This window comes from Gemmatimonadales bacterium (genome assembly GCA_036279355.1).
Lineage (GTDB): Bacteria > Gemmatimonadota > Gemmatimonadetes > Gemmatimonadales > GWC2-71-9 > DASQPE01.
In genome coordinates this window covers 196,892-217,513 of the sequence record DASUJH010000020.1, presented here as the reverse complement: position 1 = coordinate 217,513, position 20,622 = coordinate 196,892, and the positions used below count along the sequence as shown (strand labels likewise).

General features: G+C 69.1%; 17 protein-coding genes and 2 tRNA genes. 16 read left to right on the top strand and 3 right to left on the bottom strand.

The window, feature by feature from the left end:
• Nucleotides 1-184 precede the first annotated feature (184 nt).
• From VFW66_05350 to VFW66_05300, 11 genes are all read left to right on the top strand, one after another.
• The gene (locus VFW66_05350) at nucleotides 185-1,015 is read left to right on the top strand and encodes a class I SAM-dependent methyltransferase (protein ID HEX5386106.1); all 831 of its coding nucleotides are present in this window, start codon (nucleotides 185-187) and stop codon (nucleotides 1,013-1,015) included.
• The gene (locus VFW66_05345) at nucleotides 1,012-2,499 is read left to right on the top strand and encodes an MOP flippase family protein (GenBank protein HEX5386105.1); all 1,488 of its coding nucleotides are present in this window, start codon (nucleotides 1,012-1,014) and stop codon (nucleotides 2,497-2,499) included. The genes VFW66_05350 and VFW66_05345 overlap by 4 nt, the downstream gene beginning before the upstream one ends.
• 43 nt (nucleotides 2,500-2,542) lie before the next feature.
• Complete coding sequence (locus VFW66_05340; protein ID HEX5386104.1) at nucleotides 2,543-3,289, top strand: class I SAM-dependent methyltransferase; 747 nt, start codon at nucleotides 2,543-2,545, stop codon at nucleotides 3,287-3,289.
• Nucleotides 3,290-3,323: 34 nt separating this feature from the next.
• On the top strand, nucleotides 3,324-4,481 hold the full coding sequence (locus tag VFW66_05335) for a glycosyltransferase family 4 protein (GenBank protein HEX5386103.1): 1,158 nt from the start codon (nucleotides 3,324-3,326) through the stop codon (nucleotides 4,479-4,481).
• Nucleotides 4,478-5,755, top strand: a complete 1,278-nt coding sequence (locus VFW66_05330; GenBank protein HEX5386102.1) for a glycosyltransferase — start codon at nucleotides 4,478-4,480, stop codon at nucleotides 5,753-5,755. Before VFW66_05335 ends, VFW66_05330 begins: the two co-directional genes overlap by 4 nt.
• Before the next feature lie 33 nt (nucleotides 5,756-5,788).
• Nucleotides 5,789-6,754 (top strand): glycosyltransferase family 2 protein, encoded by a 966-nt coding sequence (locus tag VFW66_05325; protein HEX5386101.1) that lies wholly within the window; start codon nucleotides 5,789-5,791, stop codon nucleotides 6,752-6,754.
• Nucleotides 6,751-8,073: an O-antigen ligase family protein gene (locus VFW66_05320; GenBank protein ID HEX5386100.1), complete on the top strand. Its 1,323-nt coding sequence runs from the start codon at nucleotides 6,751-6,753 to the stop codon at nucleotides 8,071-8,073. Before VFW66_05325 ends, VFW66_05320 begins: the two co-directional genes overlap by 4 nt.
• Nucleotides 8,070-8,927: a glycosyltransferase family 2 protein gene (locus VFW66_05315; GenBank protein ID HEX5386099.1), complete on the top strand. Its 858-nt coding sequence runs from the start codon at nucleotides 8,070-8,072 to the stop codon at nucleotides 8,925-8,927. Before VFW66_05320 ends, VFW66_05315 begins: the two co-directional genes overlap by 4 nt.
• Nucleotides 8,920-9,978: a Wzz/FepE/Etk N-terminal domain-containing protein gene (locus VFW66_05310; GenBank protein HEX5386098.1), complete on the top strand. Its 1,059-nt coding sequence runs from the start codon at nucleotides 8,920-8,922 to the stop codon at nucleotides 9,976-9,978. The genes VFW66_05315 and VFW66_05310 overlap by 8 nt, the downstream gene beginning before the upstream one ends.
• A gap of 7 nt (nucleotides 9,979-9,985) precedes the next feature.
• Nucleotides 9,986-11,062: a hypothetical protein gene (locus VFW66_05305; protein ID HEX5386097.1), complete on the top strand. Its 1,077-nt coding sequence runs from the start codon at nucleotides 9,986-9,988 to the stop codon at nucleotides 11,060-11,062.
• A gap of 469 nt (nucleotides 11,063-11,531) precedes the next feature.
• A complete protein-coding gene (locus VFW66_05300) occupies nucleotides 11,532-13,451 on the top strand; it encodes an SDR family NAD(P)-dependent oxidoreductase (protein HEX5386096.1) in 1,920 nt (639 codons plus the stop codon).
• Nucleotides 13,452-13,505: 54 nt separating this feature from the next.
• On the opposite strand, the gene VFW66_05295 is transcribed toward VFW66_05300, so the two are convergent.
• On the bottom strand, nucleotides 13,506-16,136 hold the full coding sequence (locus VFW66_05295; protein ID HEX5386095.1) for an SLBB domain-containing protein: 2,631 nt from the start codon (nucleotides 16,134-16,136) through the stop codon (nucleotides 13,506-13,508).
• A 34-nt stretch (nucleotides 16,137-16,170) separates the two neighbouring features.
• The gene (locus VFW66_05290) at nucleotides 16,171-17,313 is read right to left on the bottom strand and encodes a glycosyltransferase (GenBank protein HEX5386094.1); all 1,143 of its coding nucleotides are present in this window, start codon (nucleotides 17,311-17,313) and stop codon (nucleotides 16,171-16,173) included.
• A gap of 94 nt (nucleotides 17,314-17,407) precedes the next feature.
• Here VFW66_05290 and VFW66_05285 point away from each other — a divergent pair, with 94 nt between their 5' ends.
• The 4 genes from VFW66_05285 (at nucleotide 17,408) to VFW66_05270 (ending at nucleotide 19,542) form a co-directional block, all read left to right on the top strand.
• A complete protein-coding gene (locus VFW66_05285) occupies nucleotides 17,408-18,493 on the top strand; it encodes a glycosyltransferase (GenBank protein HEX5386093.1) in 1,086 nt (361 codons plus the stop codon).
• A gap of 5 nt (nucleotides 18,494-18,498) precedes the next feature.
• Nucleotides 18,499-19,083 (top strand): hypothetical protein, encoded by a 585-nt coding sequence (locus VFW66_05280; GenBank protein HEX5386092.1) that lies wholly within the window; start codon nucleotides 18,499-18,501, stop codon nucleotides 19,081-19,083.
• Between the two features lie 46 nt (nucleotides 19,084-19,129).
• Nucleotides 19,130-19,399 carry a hypothetical protein gene (locus VFW66_05275; GenBank protein ID HEX5386091.1) on the top strand — a complete coding sequence of 90 codons (270 nt, stop codon included), beginning with the start codon at nucleotides 19,130-19,132 and terminating at the stop codon, nucleotides 19,397-19,399.
• A gap of 69 nt (nucleotides 19,400-19,468) precedes the next feature.
• A tRNA-Ile gene (locus VFW66_05270) sits at nucleotides 19,469-19,542 on the top strand.
• Nucleotides 19,543-19,625: 83 nt separating this feature from the next.
• On the opposite strand, the gene VFW66_05265 is transcribed toward VFW66_05270, so the two are convergent.
• Complete coding sequence (locus VFW66_05265) at nucleotides 19,626-20,231, bottom strand: PEP-CTERM sorting domain-containing protein (GenBank protein ID HEX5386090.1); 606 nt, start codon at nucleotides 20,229-20,231, stop codon at nucleotides 19,626-19,628.
• A 285-nt stretch (nucleotides 20,232-20,516) separates the two neighbouring features.
• Between VFW66_05265 and VFW66_05260 the strand changes: the two genes are divergently transcribed.
• Nucleotides 20,517-20,590: transfer RNA gene (locus VFW66_05260), tRNA-Val, on the top strand.
• Nucleotides 20,591-20,622 lie beyond the last annotated feature (32 nt).

The following is a 20,622-nucleotide window of genomic DNA, read 5'->3' as shown; positions in this document are numbered from 1 at the left end:
GGGCAGATGGAGCAGCGGCCCGGCGATTGTGAATTATTTCACATTATAGTGAGCGCCCTTCCGAGGCGCCAGTGGCCGCGGGTCGGCGCGCGGTCCGGATGGGGCGGCCTTCGGCGTCGCGTTACATTCTCTGGTGGCCGGCTGGATCGGGCCGTCCGTCGCTCGGCGCTGGATTGGAGATCCGATGAACCTGGTCGCCGCCTACAAACGCCCAATCAAGGCAATCCTTCCGTTTCCCGTGTACTTCGCGATGCGGAAGGTGTACCACGATCTCATCATGCCGGCGACGTACGCCCGCAGCGCCCGGAACGACGCGGAATACCTCGATGCGCACGGCATCGATGTGGCGCCGCCTCCGAATCTCCGCCATCGCACCCACGGCTCGCCCGATCTGCCCTCCTTCCTGAAGGAGGGTGAGCGGCACTACCGCACCATCGAGGCGTCGGCGTGCCCGCACGGCCCCGGGGGACAGGATGCCGCTCGCGTGCTGGACTTCGGATGCGGCTGCGGGCGCACTGCGCTCTGGTTTCGCAAGCATCGACCCGAACTTGCCTACACCGGCGTGGACCTCGATCGGGAATGCATCGGCTGGAACGAGCGGCATCTCCGATTCGGCCACTTCCTCGTGGGAAGCCCGCGACCGCCGCTGCCGTTCGACGCCGGCTCGTTCGATCTCATCTTCAGCATTTCCGTTTTCACCCACCTGAGCGAGGACCTCGCCGCGGCATGGCTTGCCGAGCTCGCGCGCGTGGCGCGCCCGCGCGCATACGTGCTGCTCTCGATCTACGCGCAGCGTGAGATCGAGGCGCTCCCTCGCGTGCAGCGCAACCAGCTGGACAAGACGGGCCTCTATCATGCGAGATCGGGCGTGATGCACCGAATTTTTCCCGACTTCTACCAGAACACGTACCATGGCTGGGATTACATCGTCCGCCGGTGGGGGCAGTTCTTCGAGGTGGTCGATCGGGTCAACATCGGGGTGCAGGACCTTGTCGTGATGCGGGCGATTGCGTGAGCCTCCACGCCGAAGCCAGATCAGGTGTCCGGTGGACCGCCTTCGCCGCCGGCGGCCAGATCATCGCACAGCTGCTGCAACTCGTCGTCGTGGCGCGCGTCCTCCGGCCGGAGGACTTCGGACTCATGGGCATGGTGGTGGTCGTGCTCGGGCTGACGCAGGCGTACGCCGACGTCGGCATCAGCGCGGCCATCGTCTACCACCAGGGCCTCAGTCGCGCCCAGCTCTCGTCGCTCTACTGGTTGAATATGCTGGTTGGCGCGCTGCTATTCGGCGCCCTGTGGCTCGCGGCTCCACTGGCGAGCGCCCTGTTCCACGAGCCGCGTCTCGTGCCGCTGGTGCAGGTCACGGGAATCGTGTTCCTGATCCAGCCGATCGGCAGACAGTTCGAGGCGATCCTGCAGCGGGACCTCCGGTTCGACGTTCTTGCCCGCCAGGACCTGTTTGGGGCGGCGAGCGGAGCCGTCGCCGCGATCGCCGGGGCGCTGGGCGGCCTCGGCGTCTGGGCGCTCGTGCTCGGCACGCTCGTTACCGCGGTCGCGCGCGCGGTGCTCGTCGCATCGGAAGGACTGCGCCTGCATCGCCCGGCGTTGCACTTCCGGTGGTCCGACGTGCGCGGATTGGTCGGGTTCGGCCTCTACCAGATGGGCGAACGGACCATCAGCTACATTGGCCAGCGGCTCGACCAATTTCTCGTGGGGAGTATGCTCGGCGCCGAGGCGCTCGGCTTCTACAGCTTCGCGCTCAACCTGATCTCGCAGCCGGTCAACCGGATCAATCCGGTCGTGACCAAGGTGGCGTTTCCACTCTTCTGTCGGGTGCAGGACGAGCCGGTGCGGCTGCGGCGGGGATTCGTGAAGATGCTTGAACTGGTCACGGCCATCAACGCGCCGCTCCTGCTCGGGCTCGCCGCAGTGGCGCCGTGGTTCATCGTCGTCGTGTTTGGCGCCAAGTGGGCCGCCGCCATCCCCCTCGTGCAGGTGCTCGCCCTCGTCGGGCTCGGACGCTGCATCGGCAACTTGAAGGGCAGCCTGCTCCTCGCGCGCGGGCGGGTGGATCTGGGGTTCTGGTGGAACGTGCTCCTCCTCGCGCTCAACGTGCCCGCGCTCGTCGTCGGCGTGCGCTATGGGGGAGCGCTCGGCGTTGCCGTCATGCTCCTCGCGACGCAGGTCGTTCTTGGTGCGCTCGGATATCCGGTGCTCGTACGGCCGACTGCCGGCGACTGCGGCCGGGAGTACCTGGGCGCCGTCGCGACTCCGCTGGCTCTCGCGCTCATGGCGACGCTTCCGATGTACCTGCTCGGCTCGCTCGTGCCCTGGAACGACGCCGCGGTGCTCGCGATTCAGATCGCGGGGGCGGTGCTGGTTTACCTCGTCGCGCTCCGAGCGCTCACGCCGGGGCTGTACGCGGAGCTTCGCCGATTCCTGCCGGGAGGCTCGGGCACGGGGCGGGCGATGATCGCGCCAACGTCCGCCGAGCTGTGATCGACACGCCCCTGAGCTGGGCCGCGACAGCGCGTCGCGTGGCATGCCGATGCTGAGTGCCGCCGCGTGGACCCCGACCAAGTACGTCATTCGCGACGACCGCCTCCGCGCCGCGGCGGACCCGCGCATCGTGAGCATCGGGTCCCGCCTCATGGTGGACGCGATCGCGGCGCGCTACACGGCGGCGATCCCGCTCCACTGCCGCGGCGACGTGCTGGACCTGGGATGTGGCCGGGCGCCGCTCTACGGACTCTATCGCCACTTCGCCGGGACAATTACCTGCGTGGATTGGGCGGATTCCGAGCACGACGTGCGTCATGCCGACGTACTCTGCGACTTGAACGAGCCGATCCCGTTCCCGGATGCATCCTTCGACACGATCATCTTCTCTGACGTGATGGAGCATCTCTACCGTCCTCAGCAGGCGCTTGAGGAGATCAGGCGCGTGCTGCGCCCGGAGGGGACGCTGCTGATGAACCTGCCATTCATGTACCCGATCCACGAGCAGCCGCACGACTATTATCGGTACACGCGCTTTGCGCTCGAGCGGATGCTCGGCGACGCCAGCCTGGAGGCGGTCGCGCTCGAGTCGATTGGCGGCGCGCCCGAGGTGCTGGTCGATCTCGTCTCGAAGCTGTTCCTGCGGATGCGGATCGCGGGCCCCTCCCTCGCGGGTTCGGCGCAGGCGGTTGCCGGCTGGTGGGTGCGCACGAAGCCGGGACGCTGGATGTCGACCTCGACCGCCGCACAGTTTCCCTTCGGGTATTTTCTGATTGCCCGGCCTCGGTAGCGCCGTTGCGACGCGCGGCACCGAGCCAGGAGCCGTGGCGTGGGTCGTGTGTCCCGAGTTCGGCGCCGCGAGCGAGGTATGGCTCTACCGCCAGGCCACCGGCATGCGCAGGCACCGCGTCCGCGTCATCACCTGGAACGAGCGGGACGCGGAGCAGTTCCCCGCTGGTCCGTGCGAGGTGACTCAGGTGCCGACTCCGTTTGCGCCTCCGGGGGGGCGATGGCGCCGGAGGGTGCGCGGCGCCCTGAGCCTTGCGCTGGGTCGCCCCGGCAGCACGCGCGGCGAGATGGCCTGGTTTCGCGCCGCGATCGGGCAGCGGCGCCCCAGTGTGATCCTCGCGCAGTACGGACCGACGGGCATACGCATCGCGCCCGCGGCTGCGGCGGAACGCATTCCGCTGGTGGTGCACTTTCACGGCGTCGACCTCTCCGCGATGCTGCGCTCCGCCCACTACCGCAGGTCGTTGCGCGTTGCGATTCCACGCGTCACTCGCTTCGTGGTCGTGGCCGAATACATGCGCGACGCGCTGACGCGTCTCGGCGCGGAGCGGGATCGGATCGAGCGCATTCCCTATGGGGTGCCCCTCGAAGAGTTCCCCGCCATGGCGCGCGGTCGCAGTCCGTGCCGATTTCTCATGGTCGGTCGCCTGACCGAGAAGAAGCGCCCCGATCTTTCGCTCCGGGCGTTCGAGCTCGTGGCTCGCGCCGACGCCGATGCGCATCTTACCATCATCGGAGGCGGCGAGCTCTTCGCATCCGTGCGGGAGCTCGCCGCCCAGGGCGGACTGGCCAATCGCGTCACGATGCTCGGCTCCGAGCCGCCGCAACGGGTGCGTGAGGCCATGGAGGCCGCCGACGTCTTCGTGCAGCATTCGATGGTGGCGTCGAACGGAGACATGGAGGGCTGGCCGGTCGCAATCGCCGAGGCAGCCGCGAGTGGTCTCCCCATCGTCGCAACGCGCCACGCGAGCATTCCCGAGCAGGTCGCGCACGAGTCGTCCGGATTGCTGTGCGACGAGGGTGATTGGCAGGCGATGGGCGCGCACATGCTGCGGCTCGCGGCCGACCCGGCGCTCAGGTGTCGGATGGGGCAGGCCGCCCGCGAGCGGATCGCCGCATTCGACCTGGCCGGCCAGATCGAACGACTGGAACGGCTGCTCTGCGATGCGGCAGCCGACTCCCCCGGCGCATGATGCAGCCCAACGGCAAGGCGGTGGTACTCGCGCCTTTCTGGCGATTGCCGTCGCACGTCGCGGTCTATCGCGTGGAGCGCTTCGTGCGGTGGCTTCAGGGCGAAGGCGTGGACGTGGTCCTCGTGCGCGCCTCGTCCCGCGACTTCGTCGAGCAGACCCCGTGGGGCACGGAGATCTCGATGCGCGACCCCGTGTCGCTCTACCGCGAGCCGGGCGGCCCGCCTCTGCCGGCATGGCGCCGCCGGCCCAATCGCCTTCGCCGGCTCGCGGCAATGGCAGTGCTGACGCCCGATCCGTTGATCCTCTGGGCGCGGCGCGCGGCCCGCCACCCCACTGTCCTCGAGCACGCGGCCGGTGCGCGGTGGGTGATCGCGTCGAGCCCGCCAGAGTCGGTGCACGTCGGAGCCGCCGCGCTCGCCGCGCGCGTGGGTGCCAAGCTCGTCGTCGATCTGCGCGACGGCTGGCTCGACGAACCCCTCCGGTCGCTCGTGCAAACCTCGCGCTTCCACCGGTGGCGGGAGCGCCGGCTCGAGCGCCGCATCATCTCGCAGGCGCATCGCATCTTCGTGACCTCGGAGGGCTGGCGGCAGCAGTTGGCGCAACGATATCCCGGCGCGGTCGGCAAGGTAGGGCTACTCACCAATGGGTACCCGCCGGACGGCCCGGGTGCTGTCCCTGGCGAATCGGCGGCGCACGCCGACGAGCGGAACACGCTCGAGCTCTGTTATGCCGGCCAGTTTACCCAGTCGCGGAGCACGCAGCACCCCAGGCTGCTCCTGGAGCCGCTTTGGCTCGCCGCGCGCAAGGGCGGGCGGGCCGCCTGCATCGATCTCGTCGGTCATCTGAGCGGCGAGGACGTGACGGAAATCGCGGCTTGGAGCCCGCGATTCGAGGAGGCGGGCTGGAGCGTGCGTACCCATGCGCCCGTGCCGCGGGCCGCGATCCTGGCCCGTTTGCGCCGCGCGAGCGGACTGCTGCTCCTTTCGGCCTCGGAGTCCGCCGTGCCGAGCAAGCTCTTCGAGTACATCCCCGCCGGTCGTCCGATCCTAGCAGCCGCGAGCCCGACCGGCGCGCTCTGGCGGCTCTGCCGGCAAATACCACAGGTGTTTCTGACCGACTATCTTCGCCCCGAGCATTCCTCGCCCGTGCTGAGCGCCTTTCTCGCCGCATGCGCCGAGCGCGAGCCCGCGTATGGACTTCCCGAGCAATTCACGGAGCGGTATCTGCGGAGGAGATTTCTCCGGGATCTGGAGCTCGCTCCGGACGACGTGTGATCGATCCATGAGCCGCAAGAGGACCGGAGCAGCGTGAACCTCATCCTGCTCAGCACGTACAACGGCGCCGCGTTCCTGCGGCCTCAACTGGACAGCCTCGTGGCGCAGACCGAGCCGGATTGGGTCCTGCTCGTCCGTGACGACGGGTCGCGCGACGGCACGCCGTCACTGCTCGCCGAGGCCGCGGCTGCGGACTCTCGCGTGCGCGTCGTGACCGACCACGTGCCCGGCAACGTCGGCCCGGCCGGCAGCTTCGGCGTGCTGCTGGAACGCGGTGTGGCGCTGGGCGGCCGCCGCTTTCTGCTCGCGGACCAGGACGACGTGTGGCACCGCGACAAAGTCGCCCGGCAGCTCGCGGCGCTTGCCGGCGCCGAGCGCGAGCTCGGCTCTGAGACCCCCATCCTCGTCCATTCGGATCTGCGCGTCGTGGATGCCGAGTTGCGCCCCCGCCATCCCTCGTTCCTCCGGTACCAGGGCCTTCGCCAACCATCCGCCGATCCGCTGCGCACGCTCCTGGCGCAGAACTTCGTGACGGCGTGCGCGGCCGCGTTCAACCGGCCGCTCGCCTTGCTGGCAGCGCCGTTTCCCGAATCCGCCGTGATGCACGATTGGTGGATCGCGCTCTGTGCCGCAGCGGCCGGCGAGCTCAGGTTCGAGCCCGACGCCCTGGTCGACTACCGGCAACACGGGCGGAACACCGTCGGAGCACCCGGTCAGTGGGGGCTGGCGGTTCGCGCCGCCAGCGATGCGGTAAACTGGTGGAGCGCTCGCCTTGCGATCTTTCGCGGCGGCATCCGACAGGCCGCGGCGCTCGAGGCGCGCCTCACCGAGCGGGGGTCGGGACGAGCGGACGCGCGCGCGCTGGTGCGGGAGTACGCGCGCGCCTTCGACGGCCCGCGAGGCCGCCTCCGGCGTCTCGCCACCGTGGCCGGGCTCGGCGTGCGGCCCGAAGGCATGAGCCGGCGCGCGCTCTTCTGGTGGCGCGTGGCGCTCGCATGACGGCAGAAACGGCGACGGCCCCGGCGGTCCGCGCGCACGGTGCCGCGACGCGAGCGCAGCCGCTCCGGCGCGTGCTCTGGTTCTTCCCCGCGGCCTTCGTTGTCGAAACCATCCTGGGCGGCCCGGCGGGCCTCCGCGCCGCGCCCTCCCGCTACATCCTCTTCTTCGCCACGGTCCTGAGCCTCACGCTACTCGCGCTGCGGCGGGGGCGGGTTCGCCCCCGCGTGCTGCGCGCGCTGCTCGCCGTGCTCGGATTTCTCGCTTTCAATCTTGCGTGGGCGACCGCGATCCCGACGGTGCACGGCGAGGACCTCTTCACGGCGTTGGCCGAGATCCGCGCCATCCTGGTGCTCGTGCCGGTCGTATTCTTCATCGCCGCGACCGACGCGGGCGATGCGCCCGTGCGCACGATGCAGCGGATCGTGATTGGCGGGGCGACCGTGCTCGCGACGTTGCAGGTCGTGATCTGGGCCGCCGGCACCCTGGCGCCCGCCGCACAGCTCGTGATTCGATTTGGCCTGGGATGGCTCTATCGCTACCAGTCGATGTACATCGGGCACATGCCCGACGGGTTCTACCGGGTCTTCTGGATCTGCACGCTGTGGGAGATGGTCGCGCTCTTCTGGCTGCCCAGCCTGCGCGGTGAGGTGCGGGCGCGCGGGCTCCGCGCCCTCATCCTGAGCGCCGGATTGCTGGTGAGTTATTCCCGCGGGCTCTGGCTCGCGACCGGTCTTGGCGGGATCACGTTTCTCGTGCTTCGGACCCGCCTCGCCGGCACCATTCCCGCGCCGGCGCGGCTCGTGCGCCGGGTGGTGGTCGGTGCGGCCGGCATCACGGCACTCGCCGCCGCCGCGGGCTGGGACCAGGTTTCCATCCGGCTGACTTCGGCGTTCAACAGCCAGGACGTGAGCGTGTCGGAGCGCCTGCGGCAGCTACCGTACCTGCTCGATTTGTGGGACAAGAGCCCGATTTTCGGCAACGGGTACGGCGCGTACGCCGTGCAGCACGTGCGCGACGTGCACGCGCCGTTCAGCTACGAGTACACGCCGGCCGCGCTTCTCGCCAAGCTGGGGCTCATCGGTTCGCTCGTGTTCTGGTCGTTTTTCATTGCCCTGATGGCGACGGCTGTGGCGCTCGCGGGGCGGCGGCAGCCGCTCGACACCGCCGTGTTTGCGGGCGCGCTGGTTGCCGTGCTCGCGTCGTCGCTTACGAATCCGCTCATGATCAATTTCGTCGGCATGACGATCATCGGATGCCTCGTAATCCAGTGGGCATCTCTGGTCGCAGGCCCACCACCCGCCCGGGGCGCCGACGGGTGAGCGGCGCGGGTACCCCCGACGAGCGGGCCGCCCCCGCGCTCAGCGCGAGCGTCGTGGTCTACCGGCCTTCGTCCGACGAGTTGCGCACCACGCTTCGTACGTTCCGCCGCGAGGCCGAGCGCGCGGTCGCCGCACGGGAGGTCGCGTCGGTGCAGCTCGTGGTGGTGGACAACGGTTCACCTGCGGTTGCGCTCGACACCCTTCTCGCGGAAGAGCTGCGCGCCGCTCCATGGTTCGCCTGGACGCTTCTGCGCGGGCATGGCAACGTGGGGTACGGCCGGGGACACAACATCGCGGCCCAACGCGGCCTCGGCCGCTACCACCTCGTGCTCAACCCGGACGTCGAGTTGGTGGAGGGCGCCCTCGCGGCGGGACTCCGGTTCCTTCGCGAGAATCCCGACGTCGTGCTGGCCGCCCCCTGCGCCGTGAGTCCGCATGGGGTGCCGCTCCATCTCTGCAAGCGGTATCCGAGCGTACTCGTGCTGGCACTCCGGGGCTTTGCGCCACGGTGCGTCCGGGCTCGCTGGGACGCGCGGCTGGGCCAGTACGAGATGCGACATCTCTTTGCCGCGGCCACGCCGGTGCGCGCCGACTTCCTGGCGAGCGGCTGCTTCCTGCTCGTCCGATCGGATGCGTTCATTGCGGCGGGGGGCTTCTCCCCGCGATTCTTCCTCTACTTCGAGGATTCCGACCTGAGTCTCAGAATGCGGCAGCACGGCGCGCTGGCCTATCTGCCGGCCATGCGCATCGTGCACCACGGCGGCAATGCCGCCAGGAAGGGTTGGTGGCATGTGTGCCTCTTCACGAGATCGGCCGTGACCTTCTTCCGCGCGCATGGATGGCGCCTTGCCTGAATCCGATCTGATCACCGGCAAGGCCCCACCGCCGCCTGAGCGGGCCCCCGGCCCGAAGCGCGACGCGCGCCCCGAGCCCGAGCGCGCGCCCCGCGCCGCCGGCCCCGAGGGAGAAATCCGGCTTCAGGATGCCCTGCGCGTGCTCGGCGCGGAGTGGCGCCAGATTCTGCTCGTCGCGGCTGCGTCGGCCGCCATCGCGCTCGTGATTCTGCTCCTGCTGCCGCGGGATTTCACGGCGAAAACGATCATCATGCCGCAGCAGGCGGAGGGGTCGTTCGGCGGTCTCGGCAATATTGCCGGGCTCGCTGCCCAGTTCGGTGTCGCGCTGCCCGCGGAGGCGCAGTCCGATTCGCCCGAGCTCTATGCGAGCCTGCTGCGCGCCCGCTCGGTGCTTACGCCCGTGCTCCGCGACCACTACCAATGGACCGACGATGACGAGCGGCGGTCCGGCACGCTGACGCAGGCACTCGACGTGAAGGGCGACACGCCGGCGATCCGCGAGGACAAGGCGCTCCGAAAGCTCCGCGACCACATGACCGTGACGACGGACGACGCCACCGGCACCGTCGAGTTCACGGTGGTGACCGGCTTTCCGGCGCTCTCGCACGCGGTGGCCGACCGCGTTCTGCGGAGCCTGACCGAATTCAACACGACGCGGCGCCAATCGCGCGCAAAGGCAGAGCGTGCGTTCGCCGAATCGCGCCAGCAGGATGCGAAGGACAGCCTCGATGCGGCCGAATCGGCCCTGGCAACGTTCCTAGCCAAGAACCGCCAGTTCGAGGACTCGCCTCTGCTCGGCGTCGTCCACGACCGCCTGCAGCGGCGGGTGCAGCTCTACCAGCAGCTTTACCAATCTCTTACTCAGTCCTATGAGCAGGCGCGGGTGGACGAGGTTCGCGACACACCCGTCTTCACCGTGCTGGACCCGCCGATCGTCCCGCCTCGACCCGACCCCCGCTGGCTCCTGCTCAAGGTGCCCGCGGTGGCGCTCGTCGCCGCGATGATCGCCGGTCTCGTCGTGCTCGCCAAATCGGGTCTCGGATCAGCGTGACGCACCGGTGACGCGCCGCCGTACGCTGGTCGCCGCGTTGCTTGCGCTCGCCTGCTCGACGGGCGCCGGCGTGCCCGGTACCGGTGTGCCCGGCGGGATGCGGTCGGACCTGGGCTGGTCGAGCGCACGGCGGTCGTGGCTCACGTCGGCGGGCGCCGGCGGCGAGCCGGCATTACTTCCGGCGGGGCCGGGTGCGAGGGATACCGCGATGCTCGCTCTCTCCGCCGGCGGCGTCACGATCACGTCCAACCCCGTCGCCGGCTGCGCGCTCTGGTCGTGGAAATGGAAGGGCGCCGAGTTTGTGAACGTGCGCGACTACGGCCGCGAGATCCAGGCGGCGTTCGTGGTGGATGCGCACGATCTCACGAGGGGCAATCCGACCGAGGCGGGGAGCGTGCACTCGGAGCCGCTCTGGCTTCCCGATCCGGCGACGCGCCAGGGGTCGCCGTGTCTCTCCATGGTTAACTCGTCCGCCACGACCCAGTCCACCCGTGCTGCGCCGCTCGAGTGGCAGCCCGAATTCTTCGGCGGCGACACGACGCACGCGATCGTCTGGCGGGGAACCCAGCTGGGAAAAGAAATCACGCTCGATTACGCAGGGATGGGACCGGTCGCCCGGTACACTACCGTGGTCACCCTGGCGGCGGCGCTGCCCCGGGCGAGCCTCGAGATCCCCGCGGTGTACGTCAACGCGCGGCTCTCGCGGTTCTACCGCTACGACGCCGGAGACCAGGCGCTGGCGCCGCTGCTCGACGTCAAGGTGCGCACTGGCGGGACCCGGCCGCCCTCAGGGTTCGGCGGCCTCATCGTGGCCACGCCTGATGGCGGTGAAGCGTTCGGGCTCTACGGCGTGAGCGCAGACCACGGGGGCTCCGTGACCCGCGGGGGATTCCAGTACATGCGGAGCGCGACGCCGGCCGAAACCACATATGACGCGACCTCGCGCTCGGTCTCCAAGATCAATGCCTTGCACGGCCTCGGGCTCCCCGCGGGCACGTCACGTTTCAACACCTATCTCATGTCGGGCACGCTGGAGTCCGTCGAGGCCGATATGCGCCGGTTATTCCTTGCCGGCGCCCGCTAGCCTCGTCTCACGCTGACACGCTTCTTGCCGGGGCGGGACGCGGATTTGCAGTCGAGGTTCGCCCGTGTCGAGGCTTAGGCCAGCGGCCGCAGCGGTGGGGCGGGCGAGCATACTTCCTGCTTGTCCCGGGCCCGCTTAGGTTTGCAGTCAGTTGACGGGTAAGTCGGAGTTTGCGACACTAGAGGGACTTACGCCCGTTCGCCGGGGCTCGGCGCGGCCCCATCCGAGGCGTATGGGGACGCGCCGGCCGGCCTGCATGGGGGACAGCGGGTCGGCTGGCCCCGGCGAACTTGTGGCACCGAGACTGTCCGGCCGGCGGCGCGGACGTGCACTGAGCGCGGTCAGGCGATCAGCTGAAGTGGCAGCGACGGGTGGGGGGAGCGACGGTTCAGGGCGGGTTTGATCGTTCGCGGCACCGATCGAGTGTGCTGATGTTCGACGGACCACACTTCAGCGGTAGAGGATCAGGGTGCGCCACCCCGTATACAACAAGCGCGGTAAGCGAATCCTCGACATCGTCTTCAGCGCCATCGGCCTGGTCCTCTTTGCGCCGGCCATGGCGATCATTTCGATCCTCGTCCTGCTCGATTCACCGGGCGCCGTCCTCTACCGCGGCGCCCGCTCCGGTTACAAGGGGCGCCGCTTTCATCAGGTGAAGTTCCGCACCATGGTCGCTGACGCGGAGCAGCTCGGCGGGCCCAAGACCACCTGCAACGACGAACGCATCACCCGCATCGGCCGCGTCCTTCGCGCCACCAAGCTCGATGAGTTGCCCCAGCTCATCAACGTGCTTCGCGGCGAGATGAGCCTCGTGGGCCCCCGTCCGATGTTCGAGGAAGAGGTCGCGCGCTACGCGGACTGGGAGCGCCGCGCCCTCAACGTCCGTCCCGGCATCACCGACTGGGCCTCCGTCCGCTTTCACAACGAGGAGCAGATCCTCGGGAGCGCGCACGACGACTGGGAAGGGTATTACGAAACCCAGGTGCGGCCGGAAAAATCCTGGCTTCGCGTTGCATATGCCGAGGCGTGCAGTCTCAAGACGGATCTCGCCATCCTGTTTCAGACGGCAACCGTCCTCCTGAGTACCCGCCTGGCCTGGTCGGAAACCCCCGACCATCACCTCATCTTCGTCCCGTGGGGACTCGGCGTCGCCGATCTGCCGGAATATCTGCTCGCGCCGAACCCCATACCCCAGCACGCACTCGCGGCCGAAGCCCGGCGCGCGGCCCCGCGCCTGCACGTGGCCGGCGCCGCGGCAAGCGCCATCGAGGAGGCGCACCTGAGACGCCTGCTGCGGCGGGAGCCCGTCGAGCTCGACCTCGAGGCCATCCGTCCGCTCGCGTGCGGTGAAACGGTGATGGTGACCGGGGCCGGTGGCTCGATCGGAAGCGAGCTCTGCCGCCAGCTCGCGCGCGCGGCGCCGAGGCGCATCGTCGCTCTCGGGCACGGCGAAAACTCGATCGCGGAGTTGCTGGGCGAATTCGCGCAGACGTTTCCCAGCGCCGACGTGCAGCCGGTCATCGCCGACGTGCGTGACGTCGAGCGCATGCGCCAGGTCTTCGAAGAGCACCGTCCCCACTCGGTCTTCCATGCCGCGGGCCACAAGCACCTGCCGTTGCTCGAGGACAGCATCCGGGAGGCGGTGACGAGCAACGTGCTCGGCACCCGGAACGTGGTGAGCCTCGCCGATGAATACGGCGCGCAGCATCTTGTGCTTATCTCGACCATCAAGGCCGTCCGTCCGACCAGCGTGATGGGAGCCGCGAAACGGGTGGCGGAGCTGGTGGTGCAGGGCGTGCCGACTCACGACGGGCGGCGGTTCGCCGCCATCCGCCTCTCCAACGTGCTGGGGAGCCGCAGCAGCGTGCTGCCTACGTTCTTGAGCCAGATTGCGGGCGGCGGGCCGGTGACCGTCACCCATCCCCAGATGCGGCGCCACTTCGTCCTGCTCCGGGACGCGAGCACGCTGCTGCTGGAAGCGGCTGCCGCGGCGCGGGGGGGCGAGGTGCTGGTGCTCGATGCAGGGGAGCCGGTGCGGATTCTTGATCTGGCGGCGGCGCTCATCCGCCTCCACGGGCGTGACACCGGCAATCCAATCGAAATCCGCTTCACCGGCATTCGCCCCGGCGAGCGGCTGGACGAGCAGATCCTGCTCGATCATGAGCGCACAGTGCCGACTTCGCATCCGAGAGTGCGCCGGGCGCTCACTCGAACTGTGCCGTTTGGCGCCTCTCAGACGATCGAGCGGCTTATCGACGCTGCACAGGGCGGAGCGCCGGAGCACGACCTTCGGATGCTCGTTACTCGCTTGGTGCCGGACTACGCCCCCGCCCTCACGGATGCCGCCGCCGCGCAGGGACCTGCACGCACCTCGGTCGGCGCCGCGTAACAGTCGCCGCCCGCGCGCGGGGCGCACCCTGCCTTATCGGAGCGGCTGCACGCCTCAGCGCCGCAATACAACCACGATCGTCGTGAGACTCGCGATGAGCGAGGCCACGACGCCAAGCACCGCGGCCGCGTTGCCGGACTTGGACCCGCCCGCCTTTGCCGGCACGTAGATCGACGCGCCGGGCCCCGGTTTCGGCTGTGTATCGCTCAGGAGAAAACGCCGCTTCACCGTACCCTTCTTGCCATCGGGCTGGGTGACGTATACCCGGTCCCGGTCTCCGGTCGGCGCATAGCCGCCGGCCGCATCGACGTACCAGTCGAGGTTTTTCCCCGGCGCGTACGCCACCGGTCCAGGTGCATTGACTGCGCCCGCAACCGTCACGATCGGGTCGTATTCGGGGACGTCGATCGAGTCGCCCGCCGCCAAGATCAGATTGTCCCGATCATCCGCGTTCTTGAGCACCTGAGGCAGGTCGATGCCCACCCGCTCCTTGAATCCCGGGGGCAGCGGCTGCACCCGCTCCGAGGCTTCGACCGGCGCGCGCGGCGGTGCGGGAAACGAAGGGTCGGCCCGACGGAAGAACGCGACGCCGCCCGCGTACGCCTCGTCGGTGAGCCCGCCCGCGCGTGCGATTACGTCGGCAAGCCGTTCGGTCTTGCTGGTGAGCGCGTAACGGCCGGGGTACTTGACCTCGCCCGTGACATAAACGAGCCGTTGCAAGGCCCACCCCGGCTGCCGCGGGATGAGCACGTTGTCGTACGGTTCGAGAGGGGGCGCTGCGGGGTCACGGCCGGCGGCGGGAGCGCCCGGTGCCCCGCCGCCTCGTCCGAAGAGATAGCTCGAGTCGAGCGGCACCCGGACCGTCTGCGCCAGCGCACCGGTGGGACGGGCGGTGGGGAGCCGCGCAATCTCAGCGTGATCGAGCGAGGCGTCCTCCGTGAGCCCGCCGGCAATGAGCACGAGATCTCTGAGCGTCATTCCTTCGCGGTACGGCACGCGGCCCGAGCGGCGCACCGCGCCGACGACGCTCACGTACGGCTCCGTGCGGAATGCGGCCCGCGAGAACACCTGGATGTCGTCCTCCCGCTCCAGCACGATGTCATCGGCGATCGTGCCGGTCGAGTCAGTGAAGCCGGAGCGGAGCTGCACTTTGCTCGAATCGCTCCGGATCCGAGAGATGAGGATTCGGTCCAGGTAAACATCCGGCTTCGGGCCGCCGGCGAGCCGGATGGCCTCGCTCAGCTTCATGCCCTCGGTATATCCGACTCGCCCCTGGACGTAGACATCACCGCGGACGCTCACGAAGTCGCGAAGGGGCGCCGCCGCAGCGAACACCGTAATCGAATCGCCCGGCACGAGCGGAAAGGCCGGCGCCACCCCGCTCGCCACTTGCTGGTCGGTCACGTCGATCACGACCCGGTCGCGCCCGCCCGGCCCCCGGGCCGCGGGTGGGAGGACGCGGTGGATCTGAACCCTGCCCTGGATTGCATTCGGCTCGTACCCGCCGGCCGCCGCGATTGCGTCGCGCAGCGTTTCGTTCGGCGTGATCTCGTAGATCGCGGGGCGCAGCACCCGCCCGGTCACTTTCACCAAGCCGCCGCGGGGCGGCACGAAGATCACATCGCCCGATTGGAGACGCACGTCCGAGTGGTTGATGCCGCGGAGGAGGTAATCATAGATGTCGACCGAGTCGACGAGCGTTGGGCCGCGCCGCACATCGATCCGGCGGAAGCTGCCGGCCTGGGTCGGCCCTCCAGCCTGATACAATGCCGTGAGCACGGTGCCGGACGCCGAGATCTGGTACGCGCCCGCTCGCAACACGTCGCCGGTGACGTAGACCTCGATGTTGCGGAGGCGACTCACGGTCACGTAGAACTTCGTGCGTGCATTGGGTCCGCGCCGCACGCCCGAGTACACGCGGCCCAGCCGGGTGTAGAGCACGTCCTCGAGCTGCTTGAGGGTGAGATTGGCGACGTAGACCTGGCCCACCTGCGAGATCACCACGAAACCCTCGCGGGTCACCTCCAGCGTTTCGCTGCGCTCGACATCGCCCGTCACGATGAGAACCAGCACGTCTCCCGGGCCGAGCCGGTAGTTCTCGTCCACCGGACCCACCTGGACCGGCTCGAACGCCGTGGTGTAATGGCGGAACACCTCGTAGCCGAACAGCTTGAGGCCGCGCCTCGCGGCCAGCGTGTCCGAGAGGGAGTCGAGCCGGAGCGAATCGACTCGTGCCGCGAGAATCGAATCGACGACGCGCCGCGCCGAGTCGGAAACAACGCGGGTCGAATCGAGTCTGAGCAGCGAATCGATACCGGCGGTGGAAACCACGCCGAGCGACCGCACGGCGTCGAGCGTGTTGGGCGCCGGGGTAAATGATCGGGTCGTGTCGGCGCCGGGGAGGTAGGGGTCGAGCAGATCCTCCGGATATCCTTCGGCGCGGAGCCTCGCATGTACCTGGTCAGGTGTGAGCCCGGAGGCCTGCAAGCGTTCACGGAGCTGCTGGACCAGCTCGGGCCGCGATTGCAGGATGTCGCGCACCTGCTCGGGCGTGGGGCGGACGCCGGGTGGAAAGCCGGGGATCTGTCCGGGAACCTGCGCCGACACCGGTCGCGTGAGAAGGGCGGCGAACACGAGCGCGCACCCGAGGGCGAGCCGCGGGCGGCGGGTCAGGTTTATCGGCATGAGGTGCAGATAATCACCCGTGGAAGAATCGGCGTCAAGCACGCGGCGCGAGCACCGCGTGCCAGAACTCGAGCGTTCGCCGGGCGACCGCGGCATCGCTGAAATCCGCCAGCACGCGGCGCCGCGCGTCCGCACCCAAGCGGGCGCGAAGCGCGGATTGCGCCAGGAGCCGGTGGAGCGCGACGGCGAGCGCATCGACATCACCTTCCGGCACCACGATGCCCGCCTCGCCCACGAGCTCGGGAAGCACGCCGGAATCGGATGTCACCACCGGGAGGCCGTGGGCCATTGCCTCGAGCACCGTGCGGCCCCGGTCCTCGATCCAGTGTTCGGTGGTGCGGGACGGAAGCACGAGGCAATCGAAGCCGCGCCAGCACTCGGCGAGCGCCGACGCCGGCAGCGCGCCGTGCCAGGTGACGCGCCCCGCGATGCCGAGCCTCGTCACGAGCGTCTCAAGCTCCTCCAGGGCCGGCCCGGTGCCGACGATTTCCATCGACCAGGTGCTGCGCAGCCATGCCGCCGCCCGAAGGAGGAGGTCGACCCCTTTCTCAGGGCGCAGGCGGCCGACGAAGCCGATCACCAGTCGGTCGTCCGACCCTTCCGACGGCGGCGCGACCGGCGTGAGCGGCGGGGTGATGCCCAGCGGCGGAATGACCGAGTGCGGAACGGACGCGCGGCCATCCGCGAGCGATTCGAGGGCGAGGCGGTTACTCCCCACGAGGCCTCGCGCCTCCCGCAGCACACGGCGGCGGCGCATGCGGGACTGGAGAGGGCGCGCAATGCGGTGCCGGCCTTCCGAGCTGCACGCCACCAGCGCAATACCCAGCCGTGCCGCGGCGCGCCTGACCTGCGCCGCCGCGCGCGTTCCCGGTTCTTCCTCGAGCTGCACCACGTCGGGTCGAAACTCCGCGAGCGCGCGCCGAAGAGCAGTGCCGTCCCAGCGCGATTCCGCCCCGCGGCGCGCCGGGATGGCCAGGATGCGGGTACCCCCGTCATCGCCGGTCTCGGGCTTGTGCAGCCGTCCGTCGGAAGGGGAGCGCCATTCAGCGGGCACGACGGCGCCGACGGCGCAGCCGAGGCCCGTTAGGGCGCGAAGCTTGCCACGCGCCGCGGGATCGGCGTATGCGCGCCCCACGACGACGGCGCGCAGCGCGCCCGCGCGACTCGCGTCGCTCACGAGTTGACGGCCATGTGCAGTCCTGGGCAACTTGGGGGAACTTCCGGCAATATAGACGGTACGACGCGCCATTCCCGAGCGGTGCACGGAGCCCATGCGCATTCTGCATCTCGCCAAATACTACTGGCCGCGGTCCGGCGGCATGGAGCGCGTTGTCCAGGGACTCGCCGAAGGCGCGGCGGCGTTGGGACACGAGGTGGAGGTCGTCGCCGTGCAACAGACGCTCGGCCCGCGGCGCGACGCGTCGGGCCGGCGCCGCGCCAGCCTGACCAGCGCCTACTCCTTCGGCGCGCTCGGCTCCCAGGAAGTGGCGCCGGGCTATCTCACTGCCGCCTGGCGTCGCGCCGACATCATCCACGTCCACCACCCGCATCCGCTGGCCGACATGGCGTGCCTGCTCCGGGCGCGGCGCACGCCGGTCGTGGTCACCCATCACGCCGATGCGCGCCGCGGGATCTATCGCCCGTGGATCCGGTTCGTGCTGAAGCGCGCCCGCGCGGTCGTGGTGCCGAGCCGCGCACACGTGGCGCTCTCGCGGGAGCTCACCGGGTTCGAGGGAAAAGTCGAGGTGATCCCGTTCGGCATCGACGAGCGGCGGTGGACGTTCGTTCCGCCGCCGCCGCCGGACGCCGCGCCGCGCGCGATCTTCATCGGGCGGCTCGTGCCCTACAAGGGCGTGGATGTGCTCCTCCGTGCGCTCGAGCGAGTGCCGGATCTCAAGCTCGACGTCGTGGGCACGGGACCCGAAATGCCCCGGCTCAGGACCTTGGCGCAGGCACTCGCCGTGAGCGACCGGGTGCGCTGGTGGGGGGAGTATCCCGACGACGACTTGCCCCGCCGCATGGCCGATGCGGACTTTCTGGTGCTGCCGTCGGTCACGGTGGAGGAGATGTTCGGGCTCGTCGTGCTGGAGGCGATGGCGGCGGGCCGGCCGGTGATCACCACCGCCTTACCAAGCGCCGTCCGCGAGGTAAACGTGCCGGGAACAACGGGGCTCGAGGTGCCGCTCCGGGACGTTGGCGCGCTGGCGCAGGCGCTCGAGACGCTCGGCCACGATCGCGGATTGCGCGGTCGCTTGGGCCAGGCCGGTCAGCGCCGGGTGGCGGAACAGTTCACCCAGACAGCAATGGCGGAGCGGCACGTGGCGCTCTACGAGCGGATTCTCGGAAGGAAACAGTAGCGCCCATGTTGGCCGACGGTTTTCGCATCAAGCCGTGGCGCTTCGCATTGCGCTCGCCATCGCCGTTCACGCCGGCGCATTGGCTGCTCGCAAGCGTCGCGATCCTTGTCCTCGATTTCTTCACCGGGCCATACCTCGACTCGATCGTAATGCTGTATGCGATTCCCCCAGCCATGGCCGCGTGGAGCGATGCTCGCCGCTGGAGTATCCCGCTCGCCATCGCGCTCCCGCCGCTGCGGATGCTCATTTTCCGCCTGTGGAGTTGGCCCGCGCCGGCCGTCCTGGCCGTGCTCGACACGGCGGTTCTCATCCTGTGTTCTGTCGCCGTCTCGCTCCTCATTTTGCACCTGCGCCGGCAGGCGCGTACCCTTCGCGTCCTCGAGGGCATGCTCCCCATCTGCGGCTTCTGCAAGCGGATTCGGAACGGGGATATCTGGGAGCGGCTGGAGCCCTTCATCAGCGAACATTCCGAAGCCCGATTTTCGCACACGTTCTGCCCTGAATGCGGGGCCGAGCACTACGGCGCGTATCTTGACCAAGCAGCGCAGCCGGGCCCTCCGCCACCCGGGTCCTCCGGCGGACACCCCTAAATCCAGGCTGGATCGCTCGCCCATTGCTTCCGGAGACCACAGCATCATGACGACGAGCCGCGAAACCGACGAACTGGACCACCCCGCCCTCCGCCGGTTGGTGAACGAGACTAACGCCCTGCCGGTGGCCGACCGGCTGACGCTGCTCAAGGGCCTCGTGCCGAGTCTGGCGGGCGAGATGGCGCCGCGCGAGTTCGAGGCACTGATCGTGGAGCTGAGACTCAAGGGCGAGCGGTTTTACGACGCGCGACTCCATCCTGGACAGGGCCGCGACAGCCGGCATGTGATCGGCGAGCGGGACCTGGAGGGGCGGTGAGGCGGAGTAGGCAGCGCCGGGGCGCCGGGACAAATCGAAGCGATCCTGTTTTGATTCGGTCGCAGTTTCGGGCCCTTAGCTCAGGTGGTTAGAGCAGCGGACTCATAATCCGTCGGTCCCAGGTTCGAATCCTGGAGGGCCCATCCCCGGCACTCCGTCGGGCAGTCATAACAAACGCGCCCCCCTCGCGGAGGGCGCGTCTCCCGTCCATCCAAACTGCGCGAACCTACTTGTCGAGCGTCCGCTTCCGGTTGCGGCGGAGCTGAATCCCGCCCATTCCGGCGAGGCCGGTTGCGAGCAGCGCCATCGAGGCCGGCTCCGGAGTGACGGTGGTCGGACCGTTGTCGTCGGTCCACTCACCGCCAGGATTGCCATTGTCACCCGACGGAGGGTCGGTGATCCCGCCGGTGTTCCCGTTGGTTCCGCCGGTGGTGCCACCCGGAGGATTCAGGTCACCCGGGGGCGGGTTGTTGCCCGTGTTGGTCGGAGTCGAGAGCGCATCGCCCGACCCACCTGACACCGCCGCGATGAAGACGCCGAGGCCGACGGCACTGCCGCCAATGATGGCGTAGGTCCCGAGCTTGCTCTTGCTCGAGTCCGACTGCTCCTCACCATCGCGGGCGTCGCGACTGGTCTCGCTTCCCTGGACCGCGAGCTTGAAGAGCGCGTTGCTGGTGCCGAGGGACCCGAGATGGGTGCTGGCCGTGTAGGCCGAAAGCCAATCCCCCGGGGTGGCACCTGAGCCGCCGATGGGCACCGTTTCCGCGGCCGCGCTCCCCGCGCCAAGCGCGAGGGCCAGGGCGACCGCTCCGACAGTAGACCAGCTTCGCATAGACACTTCCTCTGTGAGGGACGGGACCGGCGGGCGGCTTGGAAGCAACTCACAGGCCAGCCTCGGACGCGCTGTCGCCCGGATTACTAAGTGGCTATCGCTGAGACGTTTATATGAATTATCCGGGCGCGCCGAGCGCGCAAAAGCATGCATCGCCACACAGCACATGGGCTTCAATGCATCGGCAGATGTGGATCGCCGGCAACAGCCCTCATCACCAAGGTTTCCGCGTGGTCGGCCTTGCCCGCCTCCCGGCCGCTCGTTACTATGCCGCCTCCTCGCTTCGGGCGATTAGCTCAGCTGGTTAGAGCGCGCGCCTCACATGCGCGAGGTCGGGGGTTCGAGCCCCTCATCGCCCATGTCACGCCACGCTGGCCCCGCCGTCGCCCCG